Source organism: Aureimonas phyllosphaerae (assembly GCF_900113065.1).
Lineage (GTDB): Bacteria > Pseudomonadota > Alphaproteobacteria > Rhizobiales > Rhizobiaceae > Aureimonas > Aureimonas phyllosphaerae.
Genome location: NZ_FOOA01000001.1, coordinates 110,390 through 123,675 on the forward strand (window position 1 = coordinate 110,390; position 13,286 = coordinate 123,675).

The window sequence follows — 13,286 nt, forward strand, 5'->3', positions numbered from 1 at the left end:
CGCGCCCATGTTCACGTTCCTCGTCACGCAGTCCCTGCGCAACCGCATGCTCGTCCTCGCGATCGCGGCGGTCCTCGTCATCTTCGGGGCCTTCGTCTCGTCGCGGCTGCCCGTCGACGTCTTCCCCGACCTGAACAGGCCGACCGTCACGCTGATGACGGAGGCCGAGGGCCTCGCCCCGCCGGAGGTGGAACAGCTCGTCACCTACCCGATCGAGACGCGGATGAACGGCCTGCCGGGCGTCAGCCGCGTGCGGTCGGTCTCGGGCGTCGGCCTGTCGATCGTCTACGTCGAGTTCGACTGGGACACCGACATCTACATGAACCGCCAGCAGATCGCGGAGAAGCTGGCCCTCGTGCGCTCCCAGCTCCCAGCCGGGGTGACCCCGCAGATGGGGCCGATCTCCTCGATCATGGGCCAGGTCATGCTGGTCGCCATGACGGCGCCCGACGGGGTCTCTCCCATGGCCCTGCGCGAGGCCGCGGACGCGATCGTGCGCCCGCGCCTCCTGTCCGTCCCCGGCGTCGCCCAGGTGATCCCGATCGGCGGCGAGGTGCGGCAGTACCGCGTCGCGCCGAACCCGGCGGCGCTCCGCGCCCTCGGGGTTACCCTCGAACAGGTCGAGGCGGCCCTGACCTCCTTCGGCGCGAACACGGGCGGCGGCTTCACCGACCAGTATGCCCGCGAGTTCCTGATCCGGAACGTCGGACGCAGCCTCAGCCTCGACGACCTGCGCAGCGTCGTCGTTGCGACCGTCGGCACCCAGCCCATCCTCCTCGCCCAAGTGGCCGACGTCTCGTTCGGGGCCCGCCAGAAGCGCGGCGAGGCGGGATACATGGGCAAGCCCGCCGTCGTCGTCTCGATCGAGAAGCAGCCGGACGTCGACACGGTCACGCTGACCCGGCAGTTGGAGGCGGCGCTCGGCGAGATTACCGCCTCGCTGCCGGACGGCATCAAGGCCGACCAGGTCCTGTTCCGGCAGGCCGACTTCATCGAGACCTCGGTCAAGAACGTCGAGACCGTGCTCCTCGAGGCCATCGCCGTCGTGGCGGTCGTCCTGTTCGCCTTCCTCCTCAACGTGCGCACCACCGTCATCTCGCTGACGGCCATCCCCGTCTCGATCCTGGCGACCGGGATCGTCTTCCACCTCATGGGCCTGTCCATCAACACGATGACGCTCGGGGGGCTGGCCATCGCCATCGGCGAGCTCGTTGACGATGCGGTGGTGGACGTCGAGAACATCTTCCGCCGCCTCCGGGAGAACCGGGAGCTCGGCAACCCGCGCTCCGTCTTCGACGTCGTCGTCTCCGCCTCGCAGGAGGTGCGCTCGGGCATCGTCTACGCGACGGTCATCATCGTCCTCGTGTTCGTGCCGCTCTTCGCCCTGTCCGGCATCGAGGGGCGCCTCTTCGCGCCGCTGGGGCAGGCCTACATCGTCTCGATCCTCGCCAGCCTCGTCGTGTCGATCACCCTGACCCCGGTGATGGCCTACTACCTCCTGCCGGGACTGAAGCGCCTCGACGAGCACGAGAGCTTCATCGTGCGCTGGCTTAAGGCGGGCAACCGCGCGCTGCTCGACCGCGCCTTCCGCTGGCCGCGGCTCCTGATGGCGTGCGCGGTGCTGGGCGTCGGCGTCGCGGCCGTCGCCGCGACCGCGCTGCCGCGCGCCTTCCTGCCGCCGTTCAACGAGGGCACGCTCACCATCAGCATGGCCTTCAACCCCAGCATCTCGCTGGCGGAGTCGCACCGGGTCGGCCTGATCGCCGAACGCCTCATCATGGAAGTGCCGGAAGTGTCCGTCGTCGGGCGGCGGACGGGACGCGCCGAACTCGACGAGCATGCAGAGGGCGTGCACTCGTCCGAGATCGAGGTGGACCTCGACACGGGCCGCCCGAAGGCGGCGATCGAGGCGGACATCCGCTCGCGCCTGTCGGTCCTCCCGGTCTCGGTCAACGTCGGCCAGCCGATCTCGCACCGCCTCGACCACATGCTGTCGGGCGTGCGCGCCCAGATCGCCCTGAAGGTGTTCGGCGAGGACATCGACACGCTGCGCAGCGTCGCCGAGAGCCTGAGGGCGCGTCTGGCGACCGTCCCCGGCGTCGTCGACCTACAGGTGGAGAAGCAGGTCCGCATCCCGCAGCTCGAGATCCGGGTCGACTACGCCCGCGCGGCGCTGTTCGGCATCCAGCCGGCGAAGGTCACCGAGGAGCTGGAGCAGCTCTCCAACGGCCGCGTCGTCTCGCGCCTCGTCGACGGCAACCGGACCTACGACGTCGTCATGCGTCTCGGGGACACGGAACGCACCACGCAGGCGCTGGGCGATCTCCTGATCGAGACGCCGTCGGGGTGGATCCCGGTGCGGGAACTCGCCGAGGTACGCGAGACGGACGGGCCCAACCAGATCCTGCGCGAGAACGGGCAGCGCCGCGTCGTCGTGCTGGCCAACGCGGCCGGGGACGCGGACATGGCCGAGGTGATCGGGCGGATCCGGGCCGAGGTCGCGGCGGCGGCCCTGCCGCCGGGCTTCTCGACGAGCCTCGAGGGCACCTTCCAGGCCCAGGAGGAGGCGAGCCGCACCATCGGGCTCCTGTCCCTCGTGTCGCTCGCGATGATCTTCGCGATCCTCTACAGCCGCTACCGCTCGGCCGTGTTCACGCTGATCATCCTCGGCAGCATCCCGCTGGCCCTGATCGGCTCGGTCGCGGCCCTGTGGATCTCGGGACAGCCGCTCTCCGTCGCCTCGATGATCGGCTTCATCACCCTGACGGGCATCGCGGCCCGGAACGGCATCCTGAAGATCAGCCACTACATCAACCTGTCGATCCACGAGGGCATGCCGTTCGGGCGCGACCTCGTGATGCGCGGCAGCCTGGAACGGCTCACCCCTGTGCTGATGACCGCGCTGTCGGCGGGCGTCGCGCTGGTGCCGCTGATGGTCGACGCTTCGGCGCCGGGCAAGGAGATCCTCCACCCCGTCGCCGTGACGATCTTCGGGGGCCTCGTGTCCTCGACGCTGCTCGACACCTTCCTGACCCCCGTCCTCTTCCTTCGCTACGGCAGGAAGCCGCTGGAGCGACTGGTCGAGGCCGCCCGCCAAGCCGTGCCGGAGGAAGCCGACGCGGCTTCCGGCAGGGTCGCCGCCCACTCCTTCTGACCCCCATGGAGACCACAACCATGACCATTCGCTTGACCGCCGTCGCCGTCGCCTTGCTGGCGGCCGGGGCGGCGCATGCCCACGAGCCCCGCAAGGGCCCGAACGGCGGCACGCTGGTCGACGCGGGCGCCCACCACGTCGAACTCGTGGCCTCGGGGACGGACGTGAAGGTGTTCGTCAGCGACGCCTCGGACGCGCCCGTCGCCCCAGACGGGTTCAAGGGCACCGCCGTCGTCCTCGTCGGCGGCAAGCCGACGCGCGTCACGCTCGCGCCGGCCGGCGGCTTCCTCTCGGGGACGCTCGCCGCCCCCACCGAGGGCCCGGTGAAGGGCGCCGTCCAGCTCACGGGCCCCGACGGGAAGACCTCGCAGGCCAAGTTCGACTGAACCTCCGGGGCGGCGAGCCGCCGTCCCGCGACAGACACCCCCAACGGCCCGAGGGCCAACCAAGGAGAACCACCATGCGCAAGATCCTCATCGCCGCCGCCGTCGCCGCGTTCCCGCTCGCCGCGGCCGCCCAGGATAGCCACTCGATGGCCGGGCACGGCGACGCCGCCATGGCGCTGCCGGCGGCCTGCGAGGCCGCGGCCGGCTCGATGGACATGTCCAAGATGATGGAGGGCATGCAGGCCTCGATGTCGGGCGGCCAGATGGACGAGGTCCAGAAGGCCAACCACGAGGTCATGATGCAGATGCACGGCCCGATGATGAAGGCGGCCATGATCAAGGACCCGGACCTCGCCTTCAACTGCGGGATGATCGCCCATCACATGGGGGCCATCGCCATGTCCGAGGTCGAGCTGAAGATGGGCAAGGACGAGAAGTCCAAGGAGATGGCCCGGATGATCATCGACGCCCAGAGACAAGAGATCGAGGAGATGACGACCCGCGTCGAGGCGCTCGCCAAGTAGGCCGGGTACGCGTCATCCGAGGGAGCGGCCCTCGGGCCGCTCCCGAATGCGCTCCGGCGCTGTCTACTGGCCGTTGGCCGGGGGTGTCGCGGGCATGTCCATGCCGGGCATGGCGTCGCCCTTCGTTTCCGGCATCTTCATCGATGCCATCTTCGCGCAGCAGGGGCATCCGCCCGCGCCCTCGGCGGACTGGCCGGGCGTCGACTGCGGTGCCGCCTCCGCGGACTTGCCGCACATCATTCCCTCGGCGGCCGGCGCGGCCTGGGACATGCCCGGCGCAGCGGCCTGCTCCATCATGCCGCATCCGGCCGCGGCGGCCGGGAACGTGCCGATCGCCGTGAATGCGGCGGCGGCGAAGACCAGGTTTCTCATGGGTATGCCCTCTCGTTTCGGTCGTGCGACCATGCCGACATTCCCGATGATCCGCCAGCGTCCCCGATGACGCGGACGATGCCGGGGAAGGAAGTCGGGCCCATTCGCCGTATGGCTCGATGCGAGGCTAGATGTGCCTCCCGCTGTGCGGGTCGATCCCACGCTCTCTTAGAAGCGGCACGACGCCCAAGGCGGCCATCGACAGCACGGCCAAGGTGACGAGCGTCGCATGGGGTCCCATCCGGGCGAGGAGCACTGCCCCGACGGTCGGCGCCAGCGCCTGCGCGACCTGGGCCGGGCGCGCCAGCCGACCCATGACGCTCGCGTAGCCGTCCGGTCCGAACAGCGCCAGCGGCACCGTCCCGCGGGCGATGGACAGGATCCCGTTGCCCGCCCCGTAGAACACCATCGCCGCGGCGACGGGGAGGATGTCGAAGGCAAGCGCGCACACGCCGACGGCGGTGAGCGCGACGGCGGCCCGCAGCGTCCACAGCGGGTGGTGTCGCCCGCGCCCGGCCATCTCAATGACACGAGCACCGACCTGCGAGGGGCCGACCATCGCGCCGAACGCCACCGCCGCCGCGAGCGTCTCGCCGCGGGCCTGGAGGAGCGTCAGGAGGTGGACCGAAACCAGCCCGAAGATCGTGCTGCACAGGACGAGGACGCCGACGAGCAGCAGGAAGTCGCGGCGTTCCCCGGCCGACTGAGACAGGGGTTCGTCGCGCCGTGCGGACGGGAGGGCCAAGCCCGCGCCGCTGGGGACGAAGAGCAGAGCCAGCGGAAGCGTGACGCAGACATGGAGCGCGGCATAGGCGAGGCAGGCGCCGCGCCAGCCGACGTGCTCGACCATGAACGCGGACAGCGGCCAGCAGACCGTGCTGGCGAACCCGCCCCAGAGGGTCAGCGTCGTGATGGCGGACCGGGCATCGGCCCCGTAGAGCCGCCCGAGCGTCGCGAAGGCCGGATCGTAGAGGCCCATCCCCATGCCGAGGCCGACGACGACCCACCCGGCGAGGAATACGGGCAGGTTCGGTGACAGGCCGAGGACGGCAAGGCCGAGCGCCAGCAGCACGGCGCCGAGTGCCAGCACGGGACGCCCGCCGCGCGCGGAGATGGTCGCGCCGACCCGGGGCGAGGCCGCGGCCGAGACGAGAAGACCGACGCTGACCCCGCCGACGACCCACGGAAGGGGCCAGCCCGTGTCCCGCGAGATCGGGAGCGCCAGCACGGCAGGGAGATAGACCGACGATCCCCAGGCCAGGATCTCGAAGACCCCGAGCGCCGAGATGACCTGCCAGCGCGGCCTCACGACACGACCGGAAGCCAGACCCAAAGGGCGACGAGCGTCGCCAGCAGCACGGGCGGGGTCAGGACGAGGCCGACCCGCATGTACTGGCCCCAGGTGATCCGCTGCCCCTTGCCCGCGAGGACGTGGAGCCACAGGAGGGTCGCGAGCGAACCGATGGGCGTGAACTTCGGCCCGAGGTCGTTCCCGACGACGTTGGCGTAGACCATGAGCTCGCGGGTCAGGGGCGCGACGTCCGCCCGGTCGATGGCGAGCGCCCCGACGAGCGTGGCAGGCATGTTGTTCATGACGGAGGCGAGCGCCGCCACCACGAAGCCCGTGCCGACTGTGGCGACGAGCGCGCCCTGCTGGCCGAGCCAGACAAGGACCCCGGCGGCGATGTCGGTCAGCCCCGCGTTCCCGAGGCCGTAGACGACGAGGTACATGCCGATCGAGAACAGGACGATCTGCCACGGCGCCCCGCGCAGGACCTTCGGCAGGTCGACCACCGCCCCCTGTCCGCCGGAGAACCAGCGTCCAGCGATGGCCATCAGGACAAGGGCGGCGGCCCCGGTGACGAAGGCGATCGGCACGCCGAGCGGCCCTGTCACGAAGTAGGCAACGAGCAGGAGCGCGAGGAGCGGGAAGGCCGCGCGGAATACGGCCGGGTCGCGGATCGCGCTGCGCGGCTCCTCGAGCTGGCGCACGTCGTAGGTCGCCGGGATGTCCTTCCGGAAGTACGCCCACAGGACGAGGAGCGTCGCCGCCAGCGAGACGAGGTTCACAGGCACCATGACCGCGGCGTAGCGGCCGAAGGACACGTCGAAGAAATTCGCGGTGACGATGTTCACGAGGTTCGACACCACGAGCGGCAGGCTGGTCGTGTCGGCGACGAACCCGCAGGCGACCACGAAGGCGAGCGCCCCGGCGGGCGGGAAGTCGAGGCGCAGGAGGATGGCGAGCACGATCGGGGTGAGGAGCAGCGCGGCCCCGTCGTTCGCGAAGACGGCGGCGATCGCCGCGCCCAGAAGGACGACGAGCGGGAACAGCCGCCGCCCGTTGCCTCCGCCCCAGCGGGCGACGTGGAGCGCGGCCCAGGCGAAGAACCCGGCCTCGTCGAGGACGAGCGAGATGACGATCAGCGCAACGAAGGTGAATGTCGCGTCCCAGACGATCTCCCAGACCGTGCCGACGTCGCCCCAGCCGACGACGCCGGTCGCCAGCGCGACGGCGGCGCCGGCGAGCGCCGACCATCCGATGCCAAGGCCCCGAGGCTGCCAGATGACGAGGACGAGGGTGGCGACGAAGATCGCGAGGGCGAGCATGGACGGTCCGGGGACAAGAGGATCAGAGGGTGCGCTGGTTGACGCGCGTCGCGAGTTGCTCGGCGCTCTCGACGCGCTCGGAGTAGCGATCCGTCAGGTAGTCCGAGCGACCGCGCACCAGCCAGGTGAACTTCACCAGTTCCTCGCAGACGTCAACGACGCGGCTGTAGAGAGCCGACGGCTTCATGCGTCCCGCCTCGTCGAACTCGAGGAACGCCTTCGGTACCGACGACTGGTTCGGGATCGTCACCATGCGCATCCAGCGGCCGAGGATGCGCATCTGGTTCACGGCGTTGAAGGACTGCGAGCCGCCCGACACCTCCATGACGGCCAGCGTCTTGCCCTGCGTCGGGCGCTTGGCGCCGAGAGCCAGCGGGATCCAGTCGATCTGCGCCTTCATAATCCCGGTCATGGCGCCGTGGCGCTCAGGAGTGACCCAGACCATGCCCTCGGACCAGTCGGCGAGGTCACGCAGCTCCTTGACCTTCGGGTGATCGGGTTCCGCCCCGTCGGGGAGCGGCAGGCCGCGGGGATCGAAGGTGCGCACCTCGCAGCCGAACCAGCGCAGGAGGCGACCAGCCTCCTCGGATAGAAGGCGCGAATAGGATCGCTCTCGGATCGAGCCATAGAGGACAAGGATGCGCGGCGAGTGCGTCGGGGCGCCGGGGCCGGCGAGCGCATCGACATCGATCGCCTGGAGCTGGTTGAGGTCGACGGAGGGCAGGTCGAGGGCAGCGGGGTCCGTCATCGTCCGGTCTTCTTCCACCAAAGCACGGCCGAGGCCGCACAAAGGCCCGTGGCCTGCCGGGTCGCAAGGACTGCGGCGGGTGCCTTCGTCCGTTCGACGCGCTGGAAGCCGAGCGCCGCGAGGAAGGTCCGTTCCCCTGTCGTGAAGGCGAACGCGTCGGCCGCGCCCTGGACGCGGCCGCGCTCCATCAGGTCCGCCGTGATCGCGCCGCCGACGCCGCGCCCGCGGTGTTCGGGGACGACGGCTATGGATCGCAGGAGGACGGCGGAGCCGAGGGGTTCGAAGCCGCCGATCCCGACAAACTCGCCGTCCTCGGTGGCGTAGCGCAGGAACACTCGGCCGGGCTCGGTCACGTCCTCGGTCGGCAACCCTGCCGTGGACAGGAGGCCGACGAGACCGGCCGAATCGTCGACGGCGGTCGTGACGAGCGCTGGGGTCATGCCCGGGTGCCTCCGACGGTCTCCCCGTCCTCCTTCGTGAAGGTGGCAACGGGGTTCGCAAGGAGCGGCAGCACCTTCTCGGACGGGCGGCAAAGCGTGGCACCCTTGTCCGTGACGACGATCGGGCGGTTGATGAGGATCGGGTGCTTGATCATCGCCGCGAGCAGTTCCTCGTCTGTCAGCTTGGGGTCGGCAAGCCCGAGTTCGGCGTAGGGCGTGCCCTTCTCGCGCAGGATGTCCCGCGGCTTCATGCCCATCATGTCGAGGAGTTCGGCCAGGACCTCGCGGCTCGGTGGATTCTTTAGGTACTCGATCACCTGCGGATCCTCGCCGGACTGGCGGATCATCTCCAGCGTGTTGCGCGACGTGCCGCAGGCGGGGTTGTGGTAGATCGTAACGGTCACGAACAGGTCTCCGACGAGCATGAGGGGGCGAGGAGGTCGGCGCTGAGGTTCCCGCAGATCTCCGGGTTCCCCGAACAGCAGTCCTCTGTCAGGAAGGCGAGAAGCTGGCGCATGTCGTCGTAGCTCGCCGCATAAAGGATGCGGCGTCCGTCGCGCCATGAGCGCAGGAGCTTGGCGCGCTCCAGTGTCGCGAGGTGGAAGCTCATGCGCGTCGGCGGGATGGACAGCGCCTCGGCGATTTCCCCCGACGCCATGCCGTTCGGGCCGGCGCGGACGAGCATCCGAAAGGCCGAGAGACGGTCGGCGTGGGCAAGGGCAGACAGGGCAGCAACGGCTGAGTCGTCGTTCATCGCTACGATATTGCAAACATCATTGTAGTGTTCAAGCTGGGCGTCTCGGATGTCCGCTGCAAGGTCGGACGCGAGCTACGCTAGACGTCTCTTACGCCAGACGTCTCTAAAGGGTGGATAGCTGTCAGTCCGCTCTGGAGACGCAGGTACGGACAGCCGACATTGTCGGTCTTACTGAAGCTGTACTCAGTGAGCTCCGGCAGCGCATTGGATGCTCGCCCGCCCGCCGCCCGCGGCGACGTCGTCCAGCATCTCGCCGACGAGAAAGAGGAGCACGACCGTCGCGGCCTCTTCCTCGGCGTCGATGAAGACGGTGCCTATGGCGGCAATGCTCATCAACGTCTGAGGGCGTCCGGCACCCGATCCGCCAAGCTAACGGGCGACAACAGGCGCACCGCGGAGGCGGTCGCCGCAGGCCTCGGCATCGAAGGGCGCGCCGACCTCTTACCGCAGAACAAACAGCGCATCGTGCGCGAGCTTCAAGCGGATGGCTTCACGGTCGCCAAGATCTGCGACGCCATCAACGACGCACCGGCGCTGGCTGCCGCCGAAACGGTATCGCAATGGGCGGCGGAACCGACTTCGCGTTGCAGGCGGCCGGCGCGGCCGTCCCGCACGGACGGCTTCAAGACATCCACGACATGATCGCACGGTGGAAGAGCATCATGGGCAACATTCGGACGAACATCGCCATCGCGCTGGGCCTGGAGATGGTGTTCCTCGTCACCACCGTCGTCGGCATCACGCGCCTCTGGCCGGCCATCCTAGCCGACACGGGCGCGATCGTCCTTGCCACCGCGAAGGCCATGCGCCTTCTCGGCTGTAGGCCCGGTTAGCCACGCCAACCAAACCCTGCGGTCGCTCCGTTTGTGGGTCAAGGCCTTCGCTGGGCGCTGACACCAGCGGAGAGGGCATTGCCTCTACGGCCGATTTGAGGACTAGGCAGGGTCGTCCTCGACGGCAGCGGTCGATCCGACGGCGGAACCGCCGCCCCCGCCCATGCCACCCCCTGCGCTGCCACCTCCGCCACCGCCGCGCGCGCCATCACCCCTCTCCCGATCTCCTTTGCTCCGTCCGCCCGAACCCGACGGGTGGGCCGGACCTTGCCGCGGCAGGACAAGACCGACCGGGACCGGATCGAGATCGAGCGCTTCACGGATGAAGTCGCGCAGCGATGCCACGAGCCTGTGCGTATGGGCGGGGCGCCCGGCAACCAACTCGCGGGCCGCCTTCTCGGCGAGCCTGACATGCTCTTCCGTCCCGAGCAGGATGATGTCGGCGAGCGAAGCCTCCACCGCGTCCCGGATCCGACGTCCGCGGTCCCATGCTGTCGGGTCCACGATAACGACGTCGGCCGTTCCGGCACCCATGGCTTCTCCTGCTGAAGCGCTCTGGCGCATCAAGTCGCAGAGATGCCGGGGATCGACCGTCAGGGTACCCGTGAAGGATCCTCCGAGCACCTTGTAGGCCGCAATCAGGGTGCGCAGGCGCTCGTTGATCTGGCGGTTCAGGCGCTCGCGCTTCTGCTGAACCGTCAGCATGACCAGCAGTCGGATGCCGACACCGACGAGCGTGACAAGCGCCAGACCGAGGAGAGAGACGAACAGGCCCTGCCGAACAAGAGGTCGACGTTGCGCAAGGAATTCTCCTGTCAGCTTTCTGGTGCAATGCACGAACGGCTGACGAGACGTTTATGGGCCGGCTCAGGCACAATCTTTTGGTCGCCAGGGCATTCATCCGTTCACCCTCGATAGGCAACGAGGATCGCTCCCGCGGCTATGAAGGCAACGCCCAACCAGTTCGGCGCGGACAGTCGCTCGCCGAGGAAGACGACGCCGAACACCGCGACAAGGACGACGCTCAGCTTGTCGATCGGCGCGACCCGGGCGGCGTCGCCGAGCTTCAGGGCACGGAAGTAGCAGAGCCAGGATCCTCCCGTCGCGATCCCCGAGAGCACCAGGAACAGGTACGTTCGCCCCGAGATGGATCCCGGCGACTGGAACTGGCCCGTCATCGCGAGGATCGCGCCGAGCACGATAAGGATGACGACTGTCCGGATGAAGGTGGCGAAGTCGGAGTTGACGTTCTCGATCCCGATCTTCGCGAAGATCGCCGTGAGGGCCGCGAAGGCCGCGGACGAGAGTGCCCAGAACTGCCAGGAGGCGACGGCGAACTTCATCGGGATTGCTCCATTTTGAGAGGCGACAGCGGCGGAGGTGGTTGCCGCCGGTCGCGTCCGGGAATGCCAGTGGACTTCGTCATCCGATCTGCGGAATGGGGCCGGCTGCCCCATCTTCTGCGACGGTGGTCTCCTCAAGGGACTCGTCACCCTCTCCGACCGTCCAGTGCTCGATGTGCTTGAACACGATCACCTTGTCGCGGAGGAGCGAGCCATGCTCGCGGCAGAAGGTCTCGAGCACCGGACGGTGCCCGACCAGTTCGACACACATCGTCAGCTCCGGATTGGAATACTCCCCGCTCGGCTCCTGCGCGACGCCGTGGTTGCTGTAGCCGTAGTGGGTGTGGTGGGCGATGGCGTTCATGATCCCGGCCTTCTTGGCGAGGAGCACGAGCTCGCGGTAGAGGGGCTTGCCGCCCCACAACGCGAACCGCCCCGACCCCGACGCCTTGTCGCCGGGCTTCAAGTAGATCCGGAGCATCCCGATGTCGCTCGGGCTGAGGTGGTGCGAATGGGTCATGTCGGTTCCTGTCGAGGGAGTGAAGGAGAGTGGTTCGGCAACCCGGGCTGCCCGACGGCGGCCAGGCAGGGAGAAGTCGGGCGTCGGCCTGCCGATGGTGCGCACCTCCCGCAGCGAGACGTCGGGCGGCAGGAAGCCGTGGTCGATCTTCGGCACGCCGACGCGCTGGGATAGGTAGATGCCGGAGTGGCCGCTGAAGACGTAGGCGAGGAAACAGGCCGTCGCGATGTAGACGGCGTTCTCCGCGCCGAAGAGCTCGATGCCCATGATGGTGCAGGCGATCGGCGTGTTCGAGGCGCCGGCGAAGACGGCGACGAAGCCGATCCCGGCGAAGAGGTCGACGGGCGCGCCGATCGCATGGCCGATCGCGCTGCCGAGGCCGGCTCCGATGAAGAAGAGCGGGGTGACCTCGCCGCCCTTGAAGCCGCAGCCCAGCGTCACGACGGTGAAGAGCAGCTTCCACGCCCAGGCCCACTCGTTGGACCGGGCAGGATCGAAGAAGCCGGAGATCGTCGCGTCCGCCGGGTTGGGGGACCAGACGCCGAGGCCAAGATACTCGCGGGTCCCGAGGACGTAGACGAGACCGATGAGGAGGAGGCCGCCGAGGACGGGACGCAAGGGGGCGAAGGGCAGGATGCGCTTCACGAGGCCCTGCACGGCGTGGAGGCTCTCGGCGAAGAACTGGCTGACGAGGCCGAAGGCGACGCCCGCCAGCGCGACCTGGGCGAATAGGAGGATGTCAAGCCTGAAGCCTTGCATCCCGTCCCCGAAGCCAATGAGGAAGTGGGTGTGCTCGATGCCCCATTGCAGGCAGACCCAGTCGCCGACGACGGCCGCGACGAGGCAGGGCACCAATGCCTCGTACTGGATGCGACCGACCGTCAGGACCTCAAGCGCGAAGATCGCGCCGGCGATTGGTGTTCCGAAGACCGCGCCGAAGCCTGCGGCGATGCCGGCCATGAGGAGGAGGCGGACCTCCTTCTGTCCCAGCCGCATCGCCTTGCCGAAGGCGGACGCAAGGCTGCCGCCGAGCTGGACCGCCGTCCCCTCGCGTCCCGCCGATCCGCCGAAGAGGTGGGTGACCACCGTTGAGACCAGGATCAGCGGCGCCATGCGCAAGGGCACGCCGCCGCCCGGCTCGTGGATCTGTTCGACGATCAGGTTGTTGCCGCCCTCGGCCGACCGACCGAACCAATGGTAGGCAAGGCCAACGGCGAGACCGGCGACGGGAAGCCAGTAGAAGAGGTCGGGGGTCTCGAACCTTGCTTTGGTGGCGACGTCGAGAGCCCAAAGGAACAGGGCGCAGGCCGAGCCGACGGCAGCGGCCATCGGCAGGACGAGCAGCACCCACTTGGCGAGGACGATCGCCTGGAGGGTTCGGGTGGCAAGGGCATTCGGCGGCATGATCTGGCTCCGGTGCGGGCGGAGCGATCAGGCAGTCTGCATCGGGTGGGATGCGGGCCGGACATCACTACTCGCCCGCCATGTTGCGGGTGGAGTAGGAGTCATCAGCCCATCGGAAGGCGGTTCGGCACGAGGCCCGGCAGAATCCATTGCCGTCCCGGACGGCTACGCGATCGTCGCGAGCGCTGTCAACTA

At 68.8% G+C, this 13,286-nt stretch carries 13 protein-coding genes, 1 pseudogene and 1 riboswitch; of the genes and pseudogenes, 4 read left to right on the forward strand and 10 right to left on the reverse strand.

Going from position 1 to position 13,286, the window contains the following annotated elements; genetic code table 11:
• The first annotated feature begins 7 nt into the window (after positions 1 to 7).
• The 3 genes from BM175_RS00560 to BM175_RS00570 all read left to right on the forward strand — a co-directional run bounded on the left by BM175_RS00560 (position 8) and on the right by BM175_RS00570 (position 4,064).
• Complete coding sequence (locus BM175_RS00560; protein ID WP_090958038.1) at positions 8 to 3,154, forward strand: efflux RND transporter permease subunit; 3,147 nt, start codon at positions 8 to 10, stop codon at positions 3,152 to 3,154.
• A 20-nt stretch (positions 3,155 to 3,174) separates the two neighbouring features.
• Entirely contained in the window at positions 3,175 to 3,540 is a 366-nt protein-coding gene (locus tag BM175_RS00565; protein ID WP_061934874.1) for a hypothetical protein, read from the forward strand.
• A gap of 74 nt (positions 3,541 to 3,614) precedes the next feature.
• Positions 3,615 to 4,064 (forward strand): DUF305 domain-containing protein, encoded by a 450-nt coding sequence (locus tag BM175_RS00570; protein ID WP_061934877.1) that lies wholly within the window; start codon positions 3,615 to 3,617, stop codon positions 4,062 to 4,064.
• Positions 4,065 to 4,127: 63 nt separating this feature from the next.
• Here BM175_RS00570 and BM175_RS00575 read toward each other — a convergent pair whose 3' ends face one another.
• The 7 genes from BM175_RS00575 to BM175_RS00605 all read right to left on the reverse strand — a co-directional run bounded on the left by BM175_RS00575 (position 4,128) and on the right by BM175_RS00605 (position 8,988).
• On the reverse strand, positions 4,128 to 4,436 hold the full coding sequence (locus tag BM175_RS00575) for a hypothetical protein (protein WP_061934878.1): 309 nt from the start codon (positions 4,434 to 4,436) through the stop codon (positions 4,128 to 4,130).
• A gap of 127 nt (positions 4,437 to 4,563) precedes the next feature.
• Positions 4,564 to 5,745: an MFS transporter gene (locus BM175_RS00580; protein ID WP_061934969.1), complete on the reverse strand. Its 1,182-nt coding sequence runs from the start codon at positions 5,743 to 5,745 to the stop codon at positions 4,564 to 4,566.
• Positions 5,742 to 7,046: an arsenic transporter gene (locus tag BM175_RS00585; RefSeq protein WP_061934880.1), complete on the reverse strand. Its 1,305-nt coding sequence runs from the start codon at positions 7,044 to 7,046 to the stop codon at positions 5,742 to 5,744. Before BM175_RS00585 ends, BM175_RS00580 begins: the two co-directional genes overlap by 4 nt.
• A 22-nt stretch (positions 7,047 to 7,068) precedes the next feature.
• The gene (gene arsH / locus BM175_RS00590) at positions 7,069 to 7,794 is read right to left on the reverse strand and encodes an arsenical resistance protein ArsH (RefSeq protein ID WP_061934882.1); all 726 of its coding nucleotides are present in this window, start codon (positions 7,792 to 7,794) and stop codon (positions 7,069 to 7,071) included.
• A complete protein-coding gene (locus tag BM175_RS00595; RefSeq protein WP_061934884.1) occupies positions 7,791 to 8,234 on the reverse strand; it encodes a GNAT family N-acetyltransferase in 444 nt (147 codons plus the stop codon). The genes arsH and BM175_RS00595 overlap by 4 nt, the downstream gene beginning before the upstream one ends.
• The gene (arsC, locus tag BM175_RS00600) at positions 8,231 to 8,638 is read right to left on the reverse strand and encodes an arsenate reductase (glutaredoxin) (protein ID WP_061934971.1); all 408 of its coding nucleotides are present in this window, start codon (positions 8,636 to 8,638) and stop codon (positions 8,231 to 8,233) included. The genes BM175_RS00595 and arsC overlap by 4 nt, the downstream gene beginning before the upstream one ends.
• Positions 8,635 to 8,988, reverse strand: coding sequence for an ArsR/SmtB family transcription factor (locus tag BM175_RS00605; protein ID WP_061934886.1), 354 nt, complete (start codon positions 8,986 to 8,988; stop codon positions 8,635 to 8,637). The genes arsC and BM175_RS00605 overlap by 4 nt, the downstream gene beginning before the upstream one ends.
• Before the next feature lie 285 nt (positions 8,989 to 9,273).
• On the opposite strand from BM175_RS00605, the pseudogene BM175_RS00610 reads away from it, so the two are divergent.
• Positions 9,274 to 9,824: pseudogene (locus BM175_RS00610) on the forward strand (HAD-IC family P-type ATPase); the annotation flags it as partial.
• Positions 9,825 to 9,926: 102 nt separating this feature from the next.
• Here BM175_RS00610 and BM175_RS00615 read toward each other — a convergent pair.
• The 3 genes from BM175_RS00615 to BM175_RS00625 form a co-directional block, all read right to left on the reverse strand.
• Positions 9,927 to 10,529: a hypothetical protein gene (locus BM175_RS00615; protein ID WP_244519575.1), complete on the reverse strand. Its 603-nt coding sequence runs from the start codon at positions 10,527 to 10,529 to the stop codon at positions 9,927 to 9,929.
• A 200-nt stretch (positions 10,530 to 10,729) separates the two neighbouring features.
• Positions 10,730 to 11,167 (reverse strand): EamA family transporter, encoded by a 438-nt coding sequence (locus BM175_RS00620; RefSeq protein ID WP_061934890.1) that lies wholly within the window; start codon positions 11,165 to 11,167, stop codon positions 10,730 to 10,732.
• A gap of 79 nt (positions 11,168 to 11,246) precedes the next feature.
• Positions 11,247 to 13,091: a DUF190 domain-containing protein gene (locus BM175_RS00625; RefSeq protein WP_061934893.1), complete on the reverse strand. Its 1,845-nt coding sequence runs from the start codon at positions 13,089 to 13,091 to the stop codon at positions 11,247 to 11,249.
• 88 nt (positions 13,092 to 13,179) lie between these two features.
• Positions 13,180 to 13,254, reverse strand: a riboswitch (Fluoride riboswitch).
• Positions 13,255 to 13,286: the final 32 nt, after the last annotated feature.

Excerpts from the sequence above, each read along its gene's own strand:
- BM175_RS00565 (WP_061934874.1), top strand. The coding sequence starts at position 3,175 with ATGACCATTCGCTTGACCGCCGTCGCCGTCGCCTTGCTGGCGGCCGGG.
- arsH (WP_061934882.1), bottom strand. The coding sequence starts at position 7,794 with ATGACGGACCCCGCTGCCCTCGACCTGCCCTCCGTCGACCTCAACCAG.
- BM175_RS00570 (WP_061934877.1), top strand. The coding sequence starts at position 3,615 with ATGCGCAAGATCCTCATCGCCGCCGCCGTCGCCGCGTTCCCGCTCGCC.
- BM175_RS00620 (WP_061934890.1), bottom strand. The coding sequence starts at position 11,167 with ATGAAGTTCGCCGTCGCCTCCTGGCAGTTCTGGGCACTCTCGTCCGCG.
- BM175_RS00625 (WP_061934893.1), bottom strand. The coding sequence starts at position 13,091 with ATGCCGCCGAATGCCCTTGCCACCCGAACCCTCCAGGCGATCGTCCTC.
- BM175_RS00595 (WP_061934884.1), bottom strand. The coding sequence starts at position 8,234 with ATGACCCCAGCGCTCGTCACGACCGCCGTCGACGATTCGGCCGGTCTC.
- BM175_RS00615 (WP_244519575.1), bottom strand. The coding sequence starts at position 10,529 with ATGCTGACGGTTCAGCAGAAGCGCGAGCGCCTGAACCGCCAGATCAAC.
- BM175_RS00585 (WP_061934880.1), bottom strand. The coding sequence starts at position 7,046 with ATGCTCGCCCTCGCGATCTTCGTCGCCACCCTCGTCCTCGTCATCTGG.
- BM175_RS00575 (WP_061934878.1), bottom strand. The coding sequence starts at position 4,436 with ATGAGAAACCTGGTCTTCGCCGCCGCCGCATTCACGGCGATCGGCACG.
- BM175_RS00605 (WP_061934886.1), bottom strand. The coding sequence starts at position 8,988 with ATGAACGACGACTCAGCCGTTGCTGCCCTGTCTGCCCTTGCCCACGCC.
- BM175_RS00560 (WP_090958038.1), top strand. The coding sequence starts at position 8 with ATGTTCACGTTCCTCGTCACGCAGTCCCTGCGCAACCGCATGCTCGTC.